This is a genomic window from Duganella levis (assembly GCF_009857605.1).
Taxonomy (GTDB): domain Bacteria; phylum Pseudomonadota; class Gammaproteobacteria; order Burkholderiales; family Burkholderiaceae_D; genus Rugamonas; species Rugamonas levis.
Map to the genome: position 1 here is coordinate 1 of NZ_WWCT01000021.1, position 20,407 is coordinate 20,407.

At 65.5% G+C, this 20,407-nt stretch carries 21 protein-coding genes; 11 read left to right on the forward strand and 10 right to left on the reverse strand.

Annotated elements, in window-relative coordinates:
* The 6 genes from GTP69_RS22310 to GTP69_RS22335 form a co-directional block, all read right to left on the reverse strand.
* A partial coding sequence (locus GTP69_RS22310; protein WP_161056926.1) for a hypothetical protein occupies positions 1-362 on the reverse strand: 362 nt, incomplete at its 3' end.
* Positions 359-1,072: an LLM class flavin-dependent oxidoreductase gene (locus GTP69_RS22315; protein ID WP_161056927.1), complete on the reverse strand. Its 714-nt coding sequence runs from the start codon at positions 1,070-1,072 to the stop codon at positions 359-361. The genes GTP69_RS22315 and GTP69_RS22310, both read right to left, overlap by 4 nt.
* Positions 1,073-1,200: 128 nt before the next feature.
* Positions 1,201-1,884 (reverse strand): TetR/AcrR family transcriptional regulator, encoded by a 684-nt coding sequence (locus GTP69_RS22320; protein ID WP_161056928.1) that lies wholly within the window; start codon positions 1,882-1,884, stop codon positions 1,201-1,203.
* A gap of 92 nt (positions 1,885-1,976) precedes the next feature.
* Positions 1,977-3,632, reverse strand: a complete 1,656-nt coding sequence (locus GTP69_RS22325) for a methyl-accepting chemotaxis protein (protein WP_161056929.1) — start codon at positions 3,630-3,632, stop codon at positions 1,977-1,979.
* Positions 3,633-3,763: 131 nt separating this feature from the next.
* Entirely contained in the window at positions 3,764-5,323 is a 1,560-nt protein-coding gene (locus GTP69_RS22330; protein ID WP_161056930.1) for a methyl-accepting chemotaxis protein, read from the reverse strand.
* 115 nt (positions 5,324-5,438) lie between these two features.
* Complete coding sequence (locus GTP69_RS22335; RefSeq protein WP_161056931.1) at positions 5,439-6,386, reverse strand: LysR family transcriptional regulator; 948 nt, start codon at positions 6,384-6,386, stop codon at positions 5,439-5,441.
* Positions 6,387-6,538: 152 nt separating this feature from the next.
* Between GTP69_RS22335 and GTP69_RS22340 the strand changes: the two genes are divergently transcribed.
* On the forward strand, positions 6,539-7,360 hold the full coding sequence (locus GTP69_RS22340; protein WP_161056932.1) for a substrate-binding periplasmic protein: 822 nt from the start codon (positions 6,539-6,541) through the stop codon (positions 7,358-7,360).
* 9 nt (positions 7,361-7,369) lie between these two features.
* Here GTP69_RS22340 and GTP69_RS22345 read toward each other — a convergent pair whose 3' ends face one another.
* Positions 7,370-8,383: a porin gene (locus GTP69_RS22345; protein WP_161056933.1), complete on the reverse strand. Its 1,014-nt coding sequence runs from the start codon at positions 8,381-8,383 to the stop codon at positions 7,370-7,372.
* A 174-nt stretch (positions 8,384-8,557) separates the two neighbouring features.
* Here GTP69_RS22345 and GTP69_RS22350 point away from each other — a divergent pair, with 174 nt between their 5' ends.
* On the forward strand, positions 8,558-9,652 hold the full coding sequence (locus tag GTP69_RS22350; RefSeq protein ID WP_161056934.1) for an amidohydrolase family protein: 1,095 nt from the start codon (positions 8,558-8,560) through the stop codon (positions 9,650-9,652).
* A gap of 4 nt (positions 9,653-9,656) precedes the next feature.
* On the opposite strand, the gene GTP69_RS22355 is transcribed toward GTP69_RS22350, so the two are convergent.
* Genes GTP69_RS22355 through GTP69_RS22365 form a run of 3 tightly spaced genes read right to left on the reverse strand, consistent with a single transcriptional unit; the run spans position 9,657 to position 11,971 of the window.
* The gene (locus tag GTP69_RS22355) at positions 9,657-10,304 is read right to left on the reverse strand and encodes a TetR/AcrR family transcriptional regulator (RefSeq protein ID WP_202424530.1); all 648 of its coding nucleotides are present in this window, start codon (positions 10,302-10,304) and stop codon (positions 9,657-9,659) included.
* Positions 10,291-11,502, reverse strand: a complete 1,212-nt coding sequence (locus tag GTP69_RS22360) for an FAD binding domain-containing protein (protein ID WP_161056936.1) — start codon at positions 11,500-11,502, stop codon at positions 10,291-10,293. Before GTP69_RS22360 ends, GTP69_RS22355 begins: the two co-directional genes overlap by 14 nt.
* 19 nt (positions 11,503-11,521) lie before the next feature.
* Positions 11,522-11,971: a VOC family protein gene (locus GTP69_RS22365; RefSeq protein WP_161056937.1), complete on the reverse strand. Its 450-nt coding sequence runs from the start codon at positions 11,969-11,971 to the stop codon at positions 11,522-11,524.
* Between the two features lie 146 nt (positions 11,972-12,117).
* Here GTP69_RS22365 and GTP69_RS22370 point away from each other — a divergent pair, with 146 nt between their 5' ends.
* The 9 genes from GTP69_RS22370 (at position 12,118) to GTP69_RS22410 (ending at position 20,371) form a co-directional block, all read left to right on the forward strand.
* Positions 12,118-13,323, forward strand: coding sequence for an ABC transporter substrate-binding protein (locus GTP69_RS22370; RefSeq protein ID WP_161056938.1), 1,206 nt, complete (start codon positions 12,118-12,120; stop codon positions 13,321-13,323).
* 25 nt (positions 13,324-13,348) lie between these two features.
* A complete protein-coding gene (locus tag GTP69_RS22375; protein ID WP_161056939.1) occupies positions 13,349-14,233 on the forward strand; it encodes a branched-chain amino acid ABC transporter permease in 885 nt (294 codons plus the stop codon).
* A 12-nt stretch (positions 14,234-14,245) separates the two neighbouring features.
* On the forward strand, positions 14,246-15,229 hold the full coding sequence (locus GTP69_RS22380) for a branched-chain amino acid ABC transporter permease (RefSeq protein ID WP_161056940.1): 984 nt from the start codon (positions 14,246-14,248) through the stop codon (positions 15,227-15,229).
* On the forward strand, positions 15,219-15,962 hold the full coding sequence (locus GTP69_RS22385) for an ABC transporter ATP-binding protein (protein ID WP_161056941.1): 744 nt from the start codon (positions 15,219-15,221) through the stop codon (positions 15,960-15,962). The genes GTP69_RS22380 and GTP69_RS22385 overlap by 11 nt, the downstream gene beginning before the upstream one ends.
* 9 nt (positions 15,963-15,971) lie before the next feature.
* Positions 15,972-16,676: an ABC transporter ATP-binding protein gene (locus GTP69_RS22390; RefSeq protein ID WP_161056942.1), complete on the forward strand. Its 705-nt coding sequence runs from the start codon at positions 15,972-15,974 to the stop codon at positions 16,674-16,676.
* Between the two features lie 195 nt (positions 16,677-16,871).
* Positions 16,872-17,171, forward strand: a complete 300-nt coding sequence (locus GTP69_RS22395; protein WP_371868063.1) for a hypothetical protein — start codon at positions 16,872-16,874, stop codon at positions 17,169-17,171.
* Positions 17,172-17,250: 79 nt separating this feature from the next.
* Positions 17,251-18,663, forward strand: coding sequence for a pilus assembly protein TadG-related protein (locus tag GTP69_RS22400; protein WP_161056944.1), 1,413 nt, complete (start codon positions 17,251-17,253; stop codon positions 18,661-18,663).
* Positions 18,660-19,568 (forward strand): hypothetical protein, encoded by a 909-nt coding sequence (locus tag GTP69_RS22405; RefSeq protein WP_161056945.1) that lies wholly within the window; start codon positions 18,660-18,662, stop codon positions 19,566-19,568. Before GTP69_RS22400 ends, GTP69_RS22405 begins: the two co-directional genes overlap by 4 nt.
* On the forward strand, positions 19,565-20,371 hold the full coding sequence (locus GTP69_RS22410; protein ID WP_161056946.1) for a hypothetical protein: 807 nt from the start codon (positions 19,565-19,567) through the stop codon (positions 20,369-20,371). Before GTP69_RS22405 ends, GTP69_RS22410 begins: the two co-directional genes overlap by 4 nt.
* The last annotated feature ends 36 nt before the right edge of the window (positions 20,372-20,407 follow it).

Below are 20,407 nucleotides of genomic sequence, written 5' to 3' on the forward strand. Positions count from 1 at the left end.
CCCGGTGCGGTGACGCCGCGCCGCCAGGCCGGCGCCACGCCGTCGACCAGCGCGCCGATATCGAGCGCCGCCCGGGTGGCCCGCCGGGCAATGCGCCAGGCGGCATCATGCGATGCCCGGCGATCATGCTGCGCCTGCAGCGGGTGCTGACCGCCCTGGCTGCTGCTCCAGTCGAGCAACAGCTGGGTGTACTGGTAATTGGCTTCGATCGTGCGCTGCGATATTTCGGCAATGCGCCGCAACAGCGCGTTGCTGTCGCTGAGCAGTTCGGTGCCACGCACCGACAGCTCGATCGCGCGGGCCAGCCGCCGCTGGCTGGGACAGGCGGGCGCGGACCCGGCATGAACGAGCGGCTGGCTCATGACGACACCCCCACAGACAGGCGCGGCAGTACTTCGGTGCCCAATTCATCGATCACATCCAGCACCGGCCGGCCATTGCGCACCAGATGCAGGAGCACGTGGCCGACGCCGGCCTCGGCCAGCCGCTCCAGCGCGCCGGACAACGCAATGCGGCCGCCACGGAATCCCTGGCGCGATGCTTGCGCCGGTGCGCTGGCGCGCTCGTCGAGTTCCAGCAACAAGGGCCGCACCATGGGCTGGCGCGCGGCATGGCCGTCGATATGCAGCACCGGCACGTGCTCGCCGCCGCGGTCCCCCAGCGCCGCCTCCAGCCGCAGGCGCGCCGCTTCGGTGTGGTCGGCGCCGCTGACGCCCAGCACGCAACGGCCACAGCTCATGCGCTGTAACGAGCAGGCGCCGGCCAGCCATTGCGTCATGCCGTGGCGCGGCAGGTCCAGTTGCGCAGCCAGCGCCACACCGGGCGCGGCGGCGCCGATGGCGGCCAGCCACACAAAGGGATCGTCGAGTATCGGGTGGCTGCCCTCGGTGGCCGATTGCGGCGGCGCCTGGCTAGCCCACAGGGCGGCAAAGCCGTAGCGGTCGGCGCGCGTGGCAACCGCCAGTTCGAGCACCACATCGGCGCGCTGTCCGGGCTTGCGCGCCGCCGGCGTCATCAGCCCCAGCGTCATGCCGTCGCTCTGGAACAGCTTGTTATAAGCAAGGTTGGACATCGCACATCCTGGTCGGTTAGGGATGTGGCCAGTCTAGGCGAAGGCCGGAATGCGGAGAATCCCAACGCTGCCGAAATCACCTTTGCGCAGGTCGCAAAGCTTGCCCTCCCGCAAGGGAGGGAGAGGGATTATTTACGGATATTCTTCAGCACCGACGGGGCGCTGGCCATGAAGGCATGCAGTTTCTGGTCGATCAGGCGTTCGATATCCTGCGGCACCGCCAGTCCGTACACCGATTTGCGCATGCCGACATAGAAAATCGCCGCGTGCAGTCCCCACACAAACTCGATTTCATCCTCGTACTGCTGGGCGGTAGGCTCGGCGACTTTGAACTCGCGGCGCAGCTCGGCCAGCACCACGTTGAAGATGCGCTCGCGCAGCCGGGTCAGGTAACGGTGGTTGATGCCCTCGCGCGACAGGCCGGCGTGGATGAAGATGCGAATCCAGTCGCGCTGCAGGATGACCTTGCTGTACTGCTGGTAGAAGTGGTGCAGGCGGTCGGCCAGCGGGCGCTTGCGGTCGGCCAGGATTTCTTCCCACTCCGGATTCCAGCGCGACAGGTAGACTTCCTCGAACACGCGATCGGCCAGCGCCTGCTTGTTGGGGAAATAGCGGTACAACAACGGTTGCGAAACGCCGATCTCCTTGGCCAGATCGCGGGTGCTGGCGCCGAAACCATATTCCGCGAAATAGCGGATGGCTTTCTGGACGATCAGTTGCTCGCGCTCTTCCGGCGCCAGACGCGGCGTCGGCGCCGTGGGCGCCGTGGTGGGAGTGCGGGCAGCAGCTTTTTTGGTGGCGGGCGTTGCCATGTCTGGCTCTCAGTAAAGAATCGCCAAGTATAGCCAGCCGTCGATCATTTGACAAATAAGGCGGCAATGACGCCGCCCCTGCCGCCCCTGGCTCAGACCAGCGCCAGTTGCGGGACCGCCTTGCGCCCGGACTGGCGCTGCATGGCACTGCGCGACAGCGGCGCGCCGGCCGCATTGGCCGCCGTGGCCACCGGCGGCGCCGTCAGCTGGAAGCTGCCGACCATCTCCGACAGCGCGCCGGCCTGGTCGCGCAGGCTGGCGGCTGCGGCTGCGGCCTCCTCCACCAGCGCCGCGTTCTGCTGCGTGACGCTATCCATTTCGGTGATCGCCGTGTTGACGTGGCCGATGCCGGTACGCTGTTCGGCCGAGGCCGCGCTGATCGCCGCCATCACGCCGGTGACACGGTCGACGCTGGTGACCACCTCGCCCATGGTGGCGCCGGCCCGCTCCACCATCAACGTGCCGGTGCCGATATTGCGCACGGCGTCATCAATCAGGACTTTGATCTCCTTGGCCGCCGCGGCGCTGCGCTGCGCCAGGCTGCGCACCTCGGTCGCCACCACCGCGAAGCCGCGGCCCTGCTCGCCGGCGCGCGCCGCTTCGACGGCGGCGTTGAGCGCCAGGATATTGGTCTGGAAGGCGATACCGTCGATGGTGCCGATGATCGCCTCGATGCGCGTGGCGCTGGCGTTGATGGCGGCCATGGTGCTGACCACCTCGGTGACCGCCTGGCCGCCGCGCTGCGCCACCCCGGCCGCCGCCTCGGCCAGCGCGTTGGCCTCGGCCGAATGCTCGGCGTTCTGCGCCACCGCCTGGGTCAGCTGCTCCATCGAGGCGGCGGTTTCTTCCAGCGAACCGGCCTGCATCTCGGTGCGGCTCGACAGATCCAGGTTGCCGGTGGCGATCTGCGACGAGGCCGCCGCGATGGTTTCGGCGCTGCCGCGGATGTCGCCGATCATGCCGGCCAGGTTGTGCTGCATCCGGCTCATCGCCGACAACAGGCTGGTCTGGTCGCCGGCGTCGGTGACGACCGCCACGCTCAAGTCTTTTGCGGCGATCCGCAAGGCCATCTCGGCCGCGTATTCGGGACTGCCGCCGATGGTGCGATGCAGGCTGCGGTTGACCGCGATCACAATCGCCGACAGCAGCAGGCAGACGGCAGCGACCATCAGCGCGACTTTCTGCAACGAGGCGTAGAACGCCTGGTTGATATCATCCACATATAAACCGGTCACCAGGGCCCAGCCCCACGGCTTGAAGCTGACGATACGGCTGAGTTTTTCGGACGGCGCGGCGCTCCCCGGGCGCAGCCAGAAATACGACAGATAGCCCTCGCCGGCCGCCCCTGCGGCGGTGCGGGAAATTTCGCGGAACACGTGGAAGCCGTTGGGGTCGGTGAAATCGCTGAGATCCTTGCCATCGTTGTCGGGACGCGCCGGATTCTGGATCGGCCGCGCGTCCATGCTGATGATCACCAGGTAACCATCCTCGCCGTAGCGGATGCTCTTCAGGACGGCCTTGGCGCGGGTTTGCGCCTCGGCCTCGCTCAGCTTGCCGGCTGCGGCGTCGGCCGCCAGGCCCTGCACGATGGTCAGGGCCGCCTTGGCGACGTCGGCCAGATCGGCCTTGCGCTCAGCGTAGCGCAAGTCACGCGCCTCCATGACGTGGAACACTGAAATCGCACACAGGCACACCAGGCTGGCCACCAGCGGCAACCAGAGCTTTTGCTTGAACGTGATCTTTTTCATACCATTCCCTTTTTAGACATCGGCGCGCCACCGGCGGTGGCATCTGCTCACATTAATTGATCATCCGATCAATATCAAGCTGCCGGCGGCGACAAAAAGTCTACATGGCGGGGACGCTGGCGCTAACCTCCTCAGCGCAGCTGCAGCCGGAAGCTGCTGACCATGCCGGTCAGCGCCGCCGCCTGGTCGCGCAGGCTGCCGGCGGCGGCCGCCGCCTGCTCGACCAGCGCCGCGTTCTGCTGGGTGGCGCTGTCGATGTCGGTGATGGCGATGTTGACGTGGCCGATGCCGGTGCGCTGCTCGTGCGAGGCGGCGGAGAGCGCGGCCACAATTGCGCTGACGCGGGTGACGCTGCCGACCACCTTCTCCATCGTCTCGCCGGCCTTGCCGGCCAGCACAGCGCCGGCGCCGATCCGCTGCACCGAGTCGTCGATCAGGCTCTTGATTTCCTTGGCGGCGCTGGCGCTGCGCTGGGCCAGATTGCGGACCTCGCTGGCCACGACCGCGAAGCCGCGGCCCTGCTCACCGGCGCGCGCCGCTTCCACCGCCGCGTTGAGCGCCAGGATATTGGTCTGGAAGGCGATGCCATCGATGACGCCGGTGATGTCTTCGATCTTGGCGGCGCTGGCATGGATCGCCGCCATGGTGCTGGTGACTTCCTTCACCACGCCGCCGCCATGTTGCGCCACGTCCGACGCGCTGACCGCCAGATCGCTGGCGACACGCGCATTTTCCGCATTCTGGGCCACCGCCTTGGTAAACTGCTCCATGGACGCCGCCGTTTCCTCCAGCGTGCTCGCTTGCAGCTCGGTGCGCGCGGACAGGTCCAGGTTGCCGGCGGCGATTTCTTCTGACGAAGAAGCGATCGCTTCGGCGCTGTCGCGGATGGCGCCGATCATCCCTGCCAGGCTGGCCTGCATGGTCTGCATGGCGAACAGCAGGCTGCCGCGATCGCCCGGCGCGGTCTTGACCACGACGCTGAGATCCTGGCCGGCGATGCGCTGGGCCACGGCGATCGCATATTCCGGACTGCCGCCGAGCGCGCGCTGCAGGCTGCGGTTAATGCCCAGCACGATCAGCGTCAGCATGGCGCCCGCCACCAGCAGCATCAGGCCGACGGTGGTCAGCGAGGCATAGAAATCCTTGTCGATGTCGTCGATATACATGCCCGCCACCAGCACCCAGCCCCAGCGCTTGTAGGCAACAATCCGGCTCAACTTGGTCGAGGCGGCGTGCTGGCCGGGCCGCAGCCACAGGTAGGTCAGAAAGCCCTCGCCGCTGGCGGAGTTGCCGATTTTTGCCAGTTCGCGGTAGACGTAAATGCCGTTGGCATCCCGGAAACCGCTCATGTCCTTGCCGTCGTAGTCGGGGAACACCGGATTCTGGATCGCATGCGCATCCATGCCGTTGATGGCGATGTAGCCGTCTTCGCCGAAGCGGATCGCCTTCATCGCGCGCAGCGCGCGCTGCCTGGCCTCGTCTTCGGTGATGCGGCCTTCCTGGGCGTCGGCGGCAAAGCGCTCGATCTGCTTCAGCGCCGCCTGGTCGAGGTTGGCCAGGGCCAGCTTGCGTTCTTCATAGCGCATGTGGCGCGCGTTCAACACCAGCATGGCGGCAATCGCCACCAGGCACAACAGGCTGGCGGCCAGGGGCAACCAGAGCTTCTGCTGAAAAGTAAGTCGGATATTCATGCTCATGACCTTGCGTACAAACCGCCAAGCTTAAATTATCACTTGATAATTTGCAAGATGTTTTTCCGCGCGGCATGCTTCCAGTATTGCCGGTGGGCCCGTGTCGCCCGGCCGTCTACGCGACGTCCACCGGCGAGCCCGGCGCGGGCCGTTCGCGCTCCCACGGCGGCACGTCACCCCAGGCGGCGATCAGCGCATCGATGAACAGCCTGACCTTGGGCGACAGATGCTGCCGGGTCGGGTACAACACGCGGATCGGGATGCGCGGCCGCTTGTGGCCGGGCAGCAGCGCCTGCAGCCGTCCCGCGCGCAGGTCGTGCTCGACCAGGTAGGCCGGCAGGTTGCCGACGCCGGCGCCATCGAGCGTGCTCAGACGCAGCGCCTCGGTGCTGTTCATGGCCAGCTGGCTGGCGGCGCTGAATTCGACTTCCAGCTCGTCGTCGTAAAACACCCACGGCTGCGGCTTGCCGCCACTGATGTAGAACAGGCACTGGTGCTGCTTGAGGTCGGCGATCGCGGCGGGCGCCGGGTGGCGCGCCAGGTAGGCCGGCGCCGCGCACAACACCATGCGCTGCTGCGCCACGGTGCGGCCGATCAGGTCGGAGTCCTGCAGCTGCGCGCCGACCCGCAGCGCGACATCGACGCCCTCTTCGATCAGATCGACGCACTGGTCGGTGAAGCCGACCTCCACCGATACATTCGGCCATCGCGCCAGGAAGCCGTCGATCACCGGCAACACGTGGGCGTGCCCCAGCGCCAGCGGCAAACTGAGTTTGAGTCGGCCGTGCGGCGCGCCGCTGCGTTCGGCCATGGCCAGTTCAGCGTCTTCCAGGTCGTCCATCAGCTGCACGCAGCGCTTGTAGAACGCGGCGCCGTCATCAGTCAGGCTGAGACTGCGCGGGGTGCGGTTGATCAGGCGAACATTCAGGCGCTCTTCCAGCCTGGCGATACTCTTGCCGACGCCGGACCGGGTGACGCCCAGCTGCTGCGCCGCCACGCTGAAGCTGCCGGCGTTGACGGCCGCGATAAAGGTCGCAATTTCGCCAAAATTATTCAGTCCCACGTACCCTCCGTATCCGGTGTGTATCCATGGTACAAGAAAATCCGGCATGGAGCGCCTCCCGCCCGGCCAGGGGGACTGAATGTCGCCTTTAATTAATCTATTGATCAGCTATATTGGAAGGATGCCGCCGACAACCGCGAAGGACAGGGCCGATGAACCAGATACCGACTGCCACGGATAGCGCCAACCCACAGCGCCGCGAGCTGTCGCTCGGCCTTGCCGCTGCACTGCTGGGCCTGCCGCTGGCGGCGCGCAGCGCGCCGCCGTCGCCGCCAGCACCGCTGTCGCTGGCGTTGATCGAGCTGATGCCTTGGGCGTCGACCACCGCCGACGGCGTGCAGTCCGGCATCCTGGTCGACACCGCGGACGCGCTGTCGGTGCTGAGCGGGGTCGAGTTGCAACTGCGGCTGCTGCCGTATCCGCGCGGCGCCCTGCTGCTGCAGCACCGGCAAGTGGATTTGATGGTGGCGCTGCAGGCCGACCAGCTGGACCGGGTCGCCATCCGGCTGGCGCCGCTGTCGCTGGAGGACATCATCGTGGTCGGCCGTCCCGGCACGGTGCTGCGCGCAATGGCGGACCTGAAGGGGAAAGTGGTGGGCCGCCTGCGCAATGCGGAATATGCGGCGGAATTCGCCGCCTCCACCGACATCATCAAGTACGACACCAATTCCTACCGCCAGAGCGTGCAGATGCTGCAGGTCGGCCGGCTCGACGCCGTCATCTTCATCCGCTCGGCGCTGCTGTTCACGCTGAAGTCGATGCAGCTGACCATGGCGGCGGTGGGCCAGCCGCTGTTAATCGGCCGCACGCCGCTGACCCTGTACGCGACCGCCGCCTGTGCCGCCTCGCGCGCAGGCGAAGCGCTGCGCGACGCCGGCAAGACCGTCTACAAACGCCAGACCGTCAAGGCGCTGGCCGAGCTGCTCAACATCGAGTCCAGCGAACCACCCGCCGCCCTGTCCTGGCGCGGCTGACGACCATGCTCAGTACCTGAGCCGCATGCCGACCGCGTAGGTCTTGCCGAGGCTCGCGCTGCTCAGCTTGTCGTTCTGGAACACCGCATACAGCTCGGTACGCTTGGACAGGGCGTACTGATAGCCCAGCGCGCCCGTGTCGCGCCGGGTGTCGGCCAGCGGCGCCCCACTGCTGCGGGTTTGCGCCCACGACAGCAGGATGCTGCCCGGTCCGGCAGGCACCGCGACGCCGGCCTGGGCGGTCTTGCCCTTGCCGCGCTCGACCTGGTTGATCGCCGTATTCCACGAGGCGAACAGCTTGGCGAGGCCGAGGTTGTAACTGGCGCCGGCGAAATAAGTGCGCTGCTCCGACTCGCCCACCGTGGCCAGCCCCGGCCCCACCCGCACGCGCTGCGCCGTCAGCGTCGCCATCCACGGCCCCTGCTCATAGGTGGCGGTGGCGCCGACGTTGTTGGTGCGGGTGCCGAAACTGGTCTCGCCGAGGCCGATGATGGTGGCCAGCTTGACGCCGCCAGCCACCGGCGTGGTGTATGCAATCGCGTTATCCCAGCTGGTGTCGCCATACACCGTGCGGCCCATCGGCACCGACCAGACCTGCGCCAGCAGCGGCCCCAGGCGAATCGAACCGCCGAAGGGATTGGACTGCGCGGTGGCGACGAACAGCGGATTGAGCACCCGACCGATCTTGAGCTCGCCCGCCGCGCCCTGCAGGCCGAGGTACGCATTGCGGGCGAACAGCGCGTCGGTGGTGGTGCGGCCGCCGGTGCCGGTATCGAGCAGCAGATAACCTTCCACCGCAAAGATCGCCTTCAGTCCGGCGCCCAGGTCTTCCGCGCCGCCGAAGCCCCAGTACGAAGTTTGCAGGCCGCCGCTATTGACCACGCTCGAAGCCGGCCCGCCGGCGCTGGTCTCGGAGCGGCCGGCCCACATGTCCAGCACGCCGTACATTTGCACCGACGATTGCGCCGACGCCGCCCCCGACAGCAGCAGCGCCAGCGCTGCCGGAATACCAGGATATTTCATGTCTCCTCCGATTTTTTATGAAGTTTAATTATCGTTCGATAATTTGAATTAGCAAACATAAACCGCGCTCCCGTCATTTTTTGTCTCGTTTACACAGCAAACAGCGAAAACCGGCGACGCGAATTAATTGATCGATCTATTATTAAATACTTTTACAACCACCAGGAAAGCACAATGACAAGCAGGAGACAATTCATCAAACACGGCGCCGCCAGCATCGGCGGCATCGTCATGGTCGGCTGCGGCGTCCATGGGCCGCTGCGGCCGCCCGCAGCCGGCGCTACGCCCGGCGTGCCGCTGATGCTCAACGGCGCGCCGGTCAAGACCATCGACGTCCACGCCCACTGCATGATCCCGGCAGCGCTGGCCTTGATGGGCATGGATGTGTTTTCGCTGTATCCGAAGACCATGCGCGGCGGCCAGGAAAACGTGCTGGTGGTGGCCGAGCGGCTGGCCGCCATGGATGCGCAAGGCGTGGACATGGAGGTGCTCAGCATCAATCCATTCTGGTACGAGCAGCCGCGCGCGCTGTCGGCCGGCATCGTGCGCCTGCAAAATGACAAACTGGCCGAACTGTGCGCCGCCCGGCCGGACCGCTTTGCCGCCTTCGCCTCGCTGTCGCTGCAGCATCCCGACCTGGCGGCGCAGGAACTGGAGTACGCGGTAAAACAGCTGGGGCTGCGCGGCGCGGCCATCGGCGGCAGCGTGGCCGGGGTCCCGTTCGCCGACCCGCGCTTCCATCCGGTGTGGGCCAAGGCCGAGGCGCTCGGCGCCACGCTGTTCATCCACCCGACCGGCACGCCGGAAATGGCCAAACACTTTGCCGGCAACGGCTGGATGCCGAACGTGATCGGCTATCCGCTCGAAACCACCGTGGCCTTGCAGCACTTCATTTTTGAAGGCGTGCTGGACAAGTATCCGCAGTTGAAACTCTGCAGTGCGCACGGCGGCGGCTATCTGCCCACCTCGGCCGCGCGCATGGACCACGGCTGCTTCGTCAATCCCGGCGCCTGCGCGCACGGTCCGGCGCTGAAAAAGCAACCGAGCGAATACGTCAACCAGCTGTACTTCGACAGCCTGGTGTTCACGCCGGAGGCGCTGGCCACCCTGGTGCGCCAGGTCGGCGTGTCGCAGGTGATGCTGGGTTCGGACCATCCCTTCCCGTGGGCCGCCAAGCCAGTCCAGCATGTGCTGGACACGCCGGCGCTGTCGGAGGCCGACAAGGCGGCCATCCTGGGCGGCAACGCGCGTCGCGTGCTGGGCTTGTAACGCGCTACTGCGGCGGCTGGCGCAGCTGGCGCAATACCAGCGGCGCGCTGGCCATGAAGTCCTCGACCTGGCGCGCGACCAGCCGGTCGAGTTGTTCCGGCACATCCAGCCGGTACACCCATTTGCGCACGCCGATATAGAAAATGGCGGCGTGCAGCCCCCAGATGAATTCGATCTCGTCTTCGTGCTGTTGCGGCGTTGCTGCGGCCACCGCGAATTCCCGGTGCAATTCCGCCAGCACCACATCGAACACCTGCTCGCGCAAGCGCGCCAGATAGCGCACGTTAATGCCCTCATGCGTCAGCCCGGCCTGGATGAAAATCCGGATCCAGTCGCTACTGAGGATGACGCCGGCGTATTCGCGGTAAAAGCGCTGCAGGCGTTCGCGCAACGGCAGGCTGCGGTCAGCCAGCAACTGGTCCCATGCCGGCTGCCAGCGCGACAGGTACACTTCCTTGAACACGCGCTCGGCCAGCGCCTCCTTGCTGGGAAAATAACGGTACAGCAGCGGCTGCGAGATGCCCAGCTCCCTGGCCAGCTCGCGCGTGCTGGCAGCAAAGCCATGGTTGGCGAAGTAGCCAATGGCTTGCTGCACAATCTGCTGCTCGCGTTCGCCCGACGACAGGCGGCGCCGGCCGTCAGGCGCCGGCAAGATGCGCGCCGGGCGGCACTGCGGTCTCACGCATCACCGCTGCCGGCGTGCGGTAGCGTTCCGCCATGCGCATTTCCTGCTCGGTGCGCAATTGCGCCTGCATGTAGGCGCCCAGGTGGCGGGCGTGGGCGACGATCCCGCTGCCGTAGGCGACCCGCTCGGCCGAGTAGCCGGCCAGCGCCGCGTCCACCGGCAGCTTGCCCAGCCATTCGGTCAGCGCCAGCGCGTCGCCGGCCGCCTTGGTCACGCCCATGCCGCAATGCGGCCGGGCGACGAAGGCCGAATCGCCCAGCAAGACCGCGCGGCCGTAGACCAGGCTGGGCGACTCCAGGTCGTAGATCGGCTGGAAGAACGGCTGCACGGTGCGCGCCACCACTTCGGCAAACTGCGGCGACAGCGTCTGTTCCGCCGCCGCCCGCATTTCGCCGATCACGCCGGCCGCGATCAGCGGCGGCGGGATGCCTTTTTCGTAGACATGGCCGGCGGCGTCGGTCGACAGGCGCAGCACCTCGGCCTCATCGGCCGGACGGTACCAGACGAAGTTGTAGCGGCGCTTGCCGGCTTCCATCGCATTGAAAGCACCGGCCACCGGATAGCCCAGCATCTGCTCGCGCGGCGGCAGGCAGAAGCCGAAGTGGCCGAACAACTGCCGATGCGTTGCCGCGCTCAGGGTATGCTCCTCGACCAGGCCACGCCAGGCGATGTAGCCGGCGTAGGCCGGCGCGATCTCCGGCGCCAGCAACTGGCGCACCGACGAGCGGATGCCGTCGGCGGCGATCAGCAGTTCCGCCTCGGCCGTGGTGCCGTCGACGAAGTGCGCCTTGACCAGTTCGGCCGTCTGGGTGAGGTCCACCAGGTGCTTGCCGCAGTGGTAACGCTGCTCCGGCAATGCCGCGCGCAGCAGCGCGTACAGACGTCCCCAGGCCGTCAGGATCTGCGGATGCGGATGTTCGCCGATCACCGCGCCGGCGTGGTCGAGCGTAATGCGCGACGGCACTTCCACGCCGATCTTGTCGTCGCCGATGCCGATGCGGGCCAGGATCTCGAACAGTTCCGGATGCGTCACCACGCCGGCGCCGCGTTCGGCCAGCTGCTCGTTGACCCGTTCATAGACTTGCACATCCCAGCCGGCGCGGTGCAGCAGGTTGGCTGCAAACAGCCCGCCCAGCGAGCCGCCGATAATCGCTACACGTTTCATGGTCTCCTCCGTCGTGTGGTTATGCCAGGCCGAGGGCGCGCGCCTCGGCATGCGGGTAGTTCATCTCGATCGTCACGCCGCTGGGATCGGTAATGAATACCTGGTACAGCCCCAGCGACGGCACCGTGCGCTCGGTGTAATCCAGCGCCCGTTCATGCAGCCTGGCGCGCATCGCTGCCAGGTCGGTGGCCAGGAAGGCCACGTGGTCGACCGCGCCGGTGCCGAACAGGCTGGCCTCGTCTTTGTCGCCCAGGTAGTCCTTCAAACCCTGCGGATCGTTGGCGTCGATGCCGATGATGTGCACCACGCCGAAATCGGCTTCATCGTTGCTGTCGTACAACCAGATGCCGGGAAACTTGAACGGCGGGCGGAAGCCTTCGCGCAGCCCAAGCATCTCGGTGTAGAACCGCCGCGACGCCTCCAGGTCGCCGGTGCGGATCGAGTAATGCCCCAGTTTTCTGATACCCATGTGCTCCTCCATTGTTGATGATGTTTGACCCAATATAAGTTATCGATCGATAACTAGCAAGCAGAAAAATGAAAGATTTTCTTGACATCGTGGTCTGTACATTCGATTATTTATCAACCGCTCACTAAAAAACAAAGGAGACATTCATGCACCCATTCCGCCCGCTCGCTGGCGCGGCCTGCTTCGCCTTGGCCGCCACCTTCTCGGCCGCCACCCACGCGCAAACCACGCCGATCCGCATCGGCCTGCCGGTGCCGTTGACCGGCCCTTACGGCGCCGAAGCCAAGGACCAGGTCCACAACGCCGAACTGGCCATCAAGGAATTCAACGACACCGGCGGACTCAACGGCCGCAAGGCCGAACTGCTGGTGCGCGACGACAAGCTCAACCCGGCCGAGGCCGCCACCCGCGCGCTGGAGCTGATCGAAAAAGACCACGTCAACTTCATCGTCGGCAGCCTGTCGGCCGCCACCCAGCTGGCGGTCAACAACGTCACCCGCCAGCGCAAGGTGCTGTACATTTCGATCAGCCAGTCGGACGCCATCAACGAAGCGGCCGACTTCTCGCGCTACACCTTCCACGAGTCGCTCAATCCGCACATGACCACCCAGGCGGTGGGCCACTACGCCTTCACCAAGGGCGCGCGCATCGCCTTCCTGACCGCCGACTATGCCTATGGCCAGGAAATGACGCGCGGCTTCACGCGGGTCGCCAATGAAGTCGGCGCCACCGTGGTCGGCGAGATCAAACACCCATTGGGCGCCACCGACTACTCGACCTTCTTGCCGCGCCTGATGGCGCTGAAGCCGGACATCCTGGTCTTCAACAACTTCGGCCGCGACAACCAGATTTCCATCAAGCAGGCCGGCGACTTCGGGCTGAAGAAGTCGATTCGCTTCGTCACGCCGATCCTGACCTACACCTCGCGCATCGCCGCCGGTGCCAATGTCTACCAGGGCGTCATCGGCGGCAGTTCCTACTACTGGCAGCTGCAGGACACGATTGCTTCGGCCAAGGCGCTGAACCAGCGCTACCAGGCCGCCAACCATGGCGCGCTGCCGTCCGACTACGGCTCGATGGCGTATTCCGCCGTCAAGTCGCTGCTGATGGCGGTCAGGGAAGCCAGCAGCAGCGACACCGAAAAGGTGGTCGACCAGCTGGCCAGCCTGCAGTACGACACCTACAAGGGGCCGCAGTTCTATCGCAGCTGCGACCACCAGTCGGTGCAATCGGTGCTGGTGATCGCTCCCAAGCCGGCGCCCAAGGATGCCAACGACCTGTTTACCGTGCTGCGCGTGGCGCCGGCGTCGACCGCCGCGCTGCGCAGCTGCGCCGAACTCGGCCACAAGTAATCCCACCCTATCCGCAGGAGGCATCATGGAAGGCATCACCCTTGAGCTGGTGGGACTACAGCTGTTTACCGGACTGGCGCTGGGCGCGGTCTACGTGTTACTGGCGGTGGGACTGTCGCTGATTTTCGGCATGCTCACCATCGTCAACTTTGCGCACGGCGCATTCTTCATGGTCGGCGCCTACGCCGGCTACGCGCTGTACCAGCTGGAACCGAATTTCTGGCTGTGCCTGGTGCTGGTGCCGCTGCTGGTCGGCGCGCTGGGCATGGCGGTCGAGCGCGTGCTGGTGCGGCCGCTGTACGGACGCGGCATCGACTATCCGCTGCTGCTGACCTTCGGGCTGGCCTATGTGATGGTGGAACTGGTGCGCATCGCCTTCGGCAAGCAGGGCCTGCCGGTCGATACGCCGGAACTGCTGCAAGGCTCGGCCGATATCCTGATCGGCCAGTTCCCGCTGTACCGCCTGTTCGTCATCGGCGTCACGGCGCTGGTGCTGTTCGGCCTGTGGCTGTTCATCGAAAAGACCTCGTTCGGCCTGATCGTGCGGGCCGGCGCGCGCGATCCGCAGATCGTCCGCATCCTCGGCGTCGATATCGCCAAGGTGTGGCTGATCGTGTTCGGCCTGGGCACCGGCATCGCCGGCCTGGCCGGCTTTTTATCGGCGCCGATGCAGGGCATCAGCCCGGAAATGGGCGGCCCGGTGCTGACGGTCGCCTTCGTGGTCACCGTGGTCGGCGGCATGGGCTCGCTGGTGGGCGCCATCGTCGCCGGCGTGCTGGTCGGGGTGGTCGAGAGCCTGGCCGTGCTGTTCTTTCCGGAGGCCGCCAAGGTATCGATGTTCGTCATCATGGCGGTGGTGCTGCTGGTGCGTCCGCAGGGTCTGTTCGGCCGTCCCGGCCTGATGAGTTAAAAGGTGAAAATCATGCATGCAAAATCCGAATTCCTGGCGCCGCCCAGCGTTGCCGCCCGTCCGCTGGCCTTGCTGCGCCACCACCGCGCGCTGGCGTCCGTGCTTGCCCTGATGGCGCTGCCGTGGCTGTTGCCCAACCAGTCGGTGGCGATCAACATCCTGATCTACGGCCTGTACGGCGTCGGTTTCAACCTGCTGTTCGGCTACATGGGCATGCTGTCGTTCGGCCACGCCGCCTTCCTGGGGCTGGGTTCGTACACGGCCGGCATCCTGATCGCCCACGCCGGGCTGGGGTGGTGGGCCGCGATTCCGCTGGCCATCCTGGCCTCCGCCGTGCTGGCGCTGGCGATGGGCCTGCTGGCGATCCGCACCCGCGGCATTTACTTCGCCATGGTCACGCTGGCGCTGTCGCAGTGCGTGTACTTCCTGGTCTACCAGTTCCCGCTGTCCGGCGGCGAGAACGGCCTGCGCGGCGTCAACCTGCCGAGCATCGACCTGGTCGGCGTGACGCTGGACCTGCTCAATCCGACCACCAAGTACTATGCCTTCCTGGCGCTGGTGGCGCTGACCCTGTTCGCGCTGTCGCGCGTGCTGGCCTCGCCGTTCGGCGGCGTGGTCGAGGCGATCCGCGAGAACGAGGCGCGCACCCGCGCCTGCGGCTTCAATGTCGAACATACCAAGCTGCTGGCGTTCATCCTGTCCGGTGCCATCTGCGGCCTGGCCGGGGCGCTCAACGCCATTCATTTGTCCAGCGTCGCCATCGAAAGCCTGCACTACGAGACCTCGGGGCTGGTGGTGATGATCTGCCTGCTGGGCGGCATGGGCACCTTCTTCGGCCCGTTCATTGGCGCCGCGCTGTTCCTGCTGATCCAGGACCTGTTCTCGCAATGGACCGAACACTGGCAGCTGTACGTCGGCGCCATCTTTATCTTCTTTGTGCTGTTCTTCCCCAAAGGCGTGTGGGGCACTTTGCTGGAGAAACTCCATGACCGCTGACCTGATCCTGCGCACCGAAAACCTGACGCGCCGCTTCGCCGGCTTCACCGCGCTCAACAACGTCTCGGTCGGCTTCGAACGCGGCAAGCTGACCGCCATCATCGGCCCCAACGGCGCCGGCAAGAGCACGTTTTTCAACCTGCTGTCCGGCACCTTCCCGCCGTCCGAGGGCCGGGTGGTGTTCGAGCAGCGCGACCTGTCGGGCTTGAAGCAGCATGAGTTCGCCCACGTCGGCGTCTCCAAGTCGTTCCAGATCACCAATATCTTCCCGGCCTTCAGCGTGCTGGAGAACGTGCGCATTGCCTTGCAGGCGCGCGTCGGCCGGCTGAATTTCTGGAGCCGGCGCGCCGCGCTGGCACTGGACGACCGCGCCCGGGAACTGCTGGTGCTGGTCGGGCTGGGTGCGCATGCGCGGCGGGCGGCGCGCGAGCTGGCGCACGGCCAGCAGCGCGCACTGGAAATCGCGATTGCCCTGGCCGCCGATCCCAAGCTGCTATTGATGGACGAGCCGACCGCCGGCATGAGCCCCGAGGAAACCCGGTCCATGATGGACCTGATCGTGCAACTGGCCGCCGAGCGCACCGTGGTGCTGGTGGAGCACAAGATGAAGATGGTGATGGGCATCAGCGACCGCATCGTGGTGCTGCACCACGGCGAACTGCTGGCCACCGGCAAGCCGGACGACATCCGCGCCAACGACGAAGTCAAGCGCGTCTACCTGGGCCAACACTGAGGAACTATTATGCTGACCATTAAAAACCTGAACGCCTGGTACGGCACCAGCCATATCCTGCAAAACGTCAGCCTCGACGTGCAGCGCGGCGAGGTGGTGTCGCTGCTGGGCCGCAACGGCGCCGGCAAGACCACCACCATCAAGAGCATCATGGGGCTGATCAAAAAGACCAGCGGCGAGGCGTCGTTCAAGGGCGTCAACCTGCTGGGCCTGGCGACGCACCAGCGCTTCGGACTGGGTTTGGCCTATGTGCCGGAAGAGCGCCGCATCGTGCCCGGCATGACGGTGCTGGAAAACCTGCGGCTGGGCATCGTCGCCTCCGGCAAGCTGGCGCAGGAAAAGGACATCATCGAACGCATCGCCGAGACTTTCCCGCGCCTCAAGGAGCGGCTGGGCCAGACGGCGGTGACCATGTCGGGCGGCGAGCAGCAGATGCTGGCCATCGCCCGCGCCACGGCGGCCGATCCCGACATGATTCTGCTGGACGAGCCGTCCGAAGGCATCATGCCGGTGCTGGTCGACGAAATGTTCGACCTGTTCCAACAGCTCAAGCGCCAGGGCAAGACCATCCTGCTGGTCGAGCAAAGCGTGGAGGCGGCGCTGGGCATTTCCGACCGCGCCTATGTGCTCGACCAGGGCGGCATCGTCTACACCGAACGGGCCGACGCCATGCTGGCCGATCCGGCCATCCAGGAGCGCTACTGCGCCGTGTAAAACCGCGCCGGTGCGCGCGGCCGGGTCTCCACCACACCGCCCGCGCGCCGCCTGCCGTGACCGCCAATTCCCCCTCCTCCGATCTCTAGCTGGCTTGACGCCGATCAAACCAGCTTATCAAAAAAGCCATAGCATAAGCATGCTTCAAGGTTAATCGTTCACTATTTGTTTTTTCTCAAACGAAAGGTATTTAAAATGAAACCTGTCATGCGGAAACTCAAATCATCACGGCAACAACGCGGTCAGGGGATGACCGAATACATCGTGATCGTCGCCCTCATCGCGGTTGCCGCCATCGCGGTCTACCAGCTTTTCGGCGCCACCATACGCAACCAGACGGCCGGCATCGCGCTGGAAGTCTCCGGCAAAAACGGCAGTACTGCCATCACCAAGGCGGGCGATGCCGCCACCAAGGCCGAGACGGCTGCGAAGGACACCGCGAAGAACTCGCTTTCCACCTATGGCGACCAGGCCACCACCGGCACCCAGAACTAAGCCGCTCCGCCTCGACCAAATCACCGGCCTACTCTCTTGAGCGTCCGTCTATCATCCCACGCGCAACGCCATTCGTACCATGAAATCGGCACATTCATCCGTCACGGCCAGAATCGCGCAACGCTGCCAGCAGGGTCAGGCGCTCATCTACGGCATCTTCGTTCTCATGGGCGGCCTGGCCGCCCTGATGTTCCTCTTCAATACCGGCCAGCTCACCGCTGAAAAAACCAAACTGGTCAACACGGCCGACGCCGTGGCGTACAGCGCTGGCATCCTGCATGCTCGGGCGCTGAATTTTGACGCCTATACCAACCGCGCGCTGATGGCCAACGAGGTCATGATTGCGCAAGCGGTCAGCATTGCCTCCTGGTCGGCGCACGTGGTCAAGCATACCGAAAACGTGCCGCCGCTCAGCTGCTATACCTACTACTCGGTGCCCGTGGCCCTGGCGCTGACCGAATATATTCCCGTGTGCTATTTGCTCAGCCTGTATGGCGCCGACGTCACCGCCGAGACGGTGGATGCAGGCGTCCAGGCCGCCGCACAGGCCACCGTCGTCGCATCCGAAGTCGCCAAGGCTATCCTGCAAGGCGCGCAGGCCAATATGGCAGCCACCTTTTTGATCGAAAGAAAATTGCTGATGCAGCAGGTGGCCGATGCCAACTATGCTGGCGACGGCGCCGTCCACGTGGACACCATTCCCCTCACCGATAATTTCGTCAAATTCGACGACGACACCTTTATTCATGCCTACTCGGGCGAGGACCGCGGCCGCCTGAAGGACGCGGTGGTGGCGTCCGCCAACCGGGACGCCTTCGTTAGCCAGCGCTCCTGGACGTCGGCCAACAACTTCGCCTGCATTCTCGGCAACAAGGCCGCCTTCCGCCGTCGCGGCGGCACCGAGCTGGTCGACTTCGACGAGTGGAAAGCCATGGACACGGCGTCCCTGCACCAGTGGACCTGGCACACGCACGGCATTTTCCACCTGCCCACCTGTGACGACAGCGAGATGGCGCTCGGCTACGGCACGCAGGCAGCGGCCAACGGGTCGCCCGACGACGCCGGCGCCAGCTATGGCAACTCGCGCGCCGACAATCCCGCCGCCAGCGCTGCGGCCAGCAGCACCGATTGGGGTTACAGCGGCCTGCCCACTTTCTACGACATCTCGACGGCGGCATTGACGTACACCTCCACCGATCCGAACCCGCGCCTGAAATTCGCCATACGCCTGACGCGGGCCAAGGATCAATTGAAAACCTCGGATGCGGCGTCGGACGTCAAACCGAGCGGCAGGCTGGCCATCGCCGGCCACGCCGCTGGCGACGTGCTGGCGGCAGTCGCCACCTCGGAGGTTTATTTCGAACGGCCCAGCGGCCGCGCGGACGGCAAGACCGAACTCGCCAGCCTGTTCAACCCGTACTGGCAGGCGCATCTGGTTTCCACCTCGTCAGCCGACATGGCCTTGGCAATGACCTTGGGAGGTCCACGATGAACACCCTGTTTCGCTTGCTGGTTCTCTGCCTCTGCGCAGTGTCGCTGGCCGGCCGCGCCAGCACACAGGCCGAGGAGGATATGGCGAGGGCGCCGATGCCGCATGCGCAGCTCGGCGCGCAGGGCACGCCGGTCAAGGTACACCTGGTCAGCTTGCAGGGCTATCTGGTCGGACGACCAGACAACGCCGCGCGGCTGGCCATGCTGCACGCCGAAGTCGAGGACTGCGTGCGGCGCAATAGCGCGGCGGGCATGCCATCCAACCCGCCGCGTGCATGGCCGGACCATATCGACAGCCAACGCAGCGACGTGTATTCCGCCATCAACCGAACCATCCACTACACCAGCGCACTGACCTACGGCGTCAACCAGCGCGATTGCAGCTTGATCGAGACCCGCCTGAGCGGCGCCAGCCTGTTCTCCAGCCAGGGAATCTGCGATATCGACCTGCTCAAGAAGACCGCCCACGGCGCCTGTGACGCTACCGGGCAAGCCAGCGCCAGGCCGCCCATCCGCCGTCCTGGCTTGAGCGCAGGGCAAATTGCCGCCATCCAGCGCGACGCAGCAAGCAACCCCGCCATGGCCGCCATGGCGCAAGCCATCCGCACCAACCCGCCGTCCGGGACCGGGGAACGCAAGACCATCCTCGGCATCGAGTGCGAGGTGAGGAAAAGTCCGTTGAACCCGGACGGCACCGTTTGCCTATCCCGCGGCGGCACCTTCCCGGCGTCGACTTCGCCCAGCACCACGCAGCAATCGGCGATGACACTCGAAGAAGACAGCGCCACATCGGGCTTCAAACTCCAGGCCACCAGCGCAAAATTGGACACGCTGGTCAATGGCGCCGTATTCACGCCTTATCTGGCCGGTGGTTTCCGCATTACCGATACCGGAGTGCGCCCATGAAGACCGCGCGTTGCGATGGCCAGGCCTTGGCTGAATTTCTCGTCCTCGCTGCGGCGCTGGTGCCGCTGTACCTGCTACTGCCGGTCATTGCCAAATACCAGGACGTCGCCAGCCAGGTCGCCATGGCCAGCCGCTACGTGACCTTCGAGGCGATGACGCGCAATGACGTCCAGAGCAGCTGGAAGACGCCGGCGGAGTTGGCGGGTGAAGTGCGGCGCCGCTTTTTCGGCAACGCCAACGCCCCGATCAAGACCGGCGATGTGGCCGGCAATTTTCTCGCCCACCAGAACCTGTTCTGGCGTGGTCCCGACGGCGCCGCGCTGATTGCCGATTTCAACAGCGACGTGGCGGTCAGCTTCGGCCCCGACCAGAAAGCCACCCACGACGACGGGTTCACCCCCGCTAACGACGGCAAGCCGTTCAACGGCATCGTGGCCAGCTCGGTCGGCATTCACACTGCGGAGAAGCTGGGCCTTGAGAGCCGCGGAATCTACACCGCGAACGTCACGGTCCGCCTGGCCAATATGCCCGCCGGCCTGACTGCGTACAAGCCGCTCGACAGCATCGACCTGACGCTGAGCCGCCACACCAGCGTCGTCATTGACGGTTGGGCGGCCAAGTCACCGGCGCAGGTGCAGTCTCGCCTCGACAGCGGCGTGCTGGTCCCCGCCACCAAACTGCGCGCCATCGCCTCGGTGGTCAACGGCAGTGTCGTCCTGGTCGAAGCGGGCCATATTGCCGGTCCCAAGCTGGGCGAACTCGGGTTCTGGACCGACGTCGTACCAGCCGACCGGCTCAAGTAGGCAAGGACCAGCAATATGGACTCGCAACGCAGAAGA

Excerpts from the sequence above, each read along its gene's own strand:
- GTP69_RS22380 (WP_161056940.1), top strand. The coding sequence starts at position 14,246 with ATGCATGCAAAATCCGAATTCCTGGCGCCGCCCAGCGTTGCCGCCCGT.
- GTP69_RS22400 (WP_161056944.1), top strand. The coding sequence starts at position 17,251 with ATGAAATCGGCACATTCATCCGTCACGGCCAGAATCGCGCAACGCTGC.
- GTP69_RS22320 (WP_161056928.1), bottom strand. The coding sequence starts at position 1,884 with ATGGCAACGCCCGCCACCAAAAAAGCTGCTGCCCGCACTCCCACCACG.
- GTP69_RS22345 (WP_161056933.1), bottom strand. The coding sequence starts at position 8,383 with ATGAAATATCCTGGTATTCCGGCAGCGCTGGCGCTGCTGCTGTCGGGG.
- GTP69_RS22360 (WP_161056936.1), bottom strand. The coding sequence starts at position 11,502 with ATGAAACGTGTAGCGATTATCGGCGGCTCGCTGGGCGGGCTGTTTGCA.
- GTP69_RS22390 (WP_161056942.1), top strand. The coding sequence starts at position 15,972 with ATGCTGACCATTAAAAACCTGAACGCCTGGTACGGCACCAGCCATATC.
- GTP69_RS22370 (WP_161056938.1), top strand. The coding sequence starts at position 12,118 with ATGCACCCATTCCGCCCGCTCGCTGGCGCGGCCTGCTTCGCCTTGGCC.
- GTP69_RS22365 (WP_161056937.1), bottom strand. The coding sequence starts at position 11,971 with ATGGGTATCAGAAAACTGGGGCATTACTCGATCCGCACCGGCGACCTG.
- GTP69_RS22385 (WP_161056941.1), top strand. The coding sequence starts at position 15,219 with ATGACCGCTGACCTGATCCTGCGCACCGAAAACCTGACGCGCCGCTTC.
- GTP69_RS22395 (WP_371868063.1), top strand. The coding sequence starts at position 16,872 with ATGAAACCTGTCATGCGGAAACTCAAATCATCACGGCAACAACGCGGT.
- GTP69_RS22350 (WP_161056934.1), top strand. The coding sequence starts at position 8,558 with ATGACAAGCAGGAGACAATTCATCAAACACGGCGCCGCCAGCATCGGC.
- GTP69_RS22340 (WP_161056932.1), top strand. The coding sequence starts at position 6,539 with ATGAACCAGATACCGACTGCCACGGATAGCGCCAACCCACAGCGCCGC.
- GTP69_RS22315 (WP_161056927.1), bottom strand. The coding sequence starts at position 1,072 with ATGTCCAACCTTGCTTATAACAAGCTGTTCCAGAGCGACGGCATGACG.
- GTP69_RS22330 (WP_161056930.1), bottom strand. The coding sequence starts at position 5,323 with ATGAATATCCGACTTACTTTTCAGCAGAAGCTCTGGTTGCCCCTGGCC.
- GTP69_RS22410 (WP_161056946.1), top strand. The coding sequence starts at position 19,565 with ATGAAGACCGCGCGTTGCGATGGCCAGGCCTTGGCTGAATTTCTCGTC.
- GTP69_RS22325 (WP_161056929.1), bottom strand. The coding sequence starts at position 3,632 with ATGAAAAAGATCACGTTCAAGCAAAAGCTCTGGTTGCCGCTGGTGGCC.
- GTP69_RS22405 (WP_161056945.1), top strand. The coding sequence starts at position 18,660 with ATGAACACCCTGTTTCGCTTGCTGGTTCTCTGCCTCTGCGCAGTGTCG.
- GTP69_RS22375 (WP_161056939.1), top strand. The coding sequence starts at position 13,349 with ATGGAAGGCATCACCCTTGAGCTGGTGGGACTACAGCTGTTTACCGGA.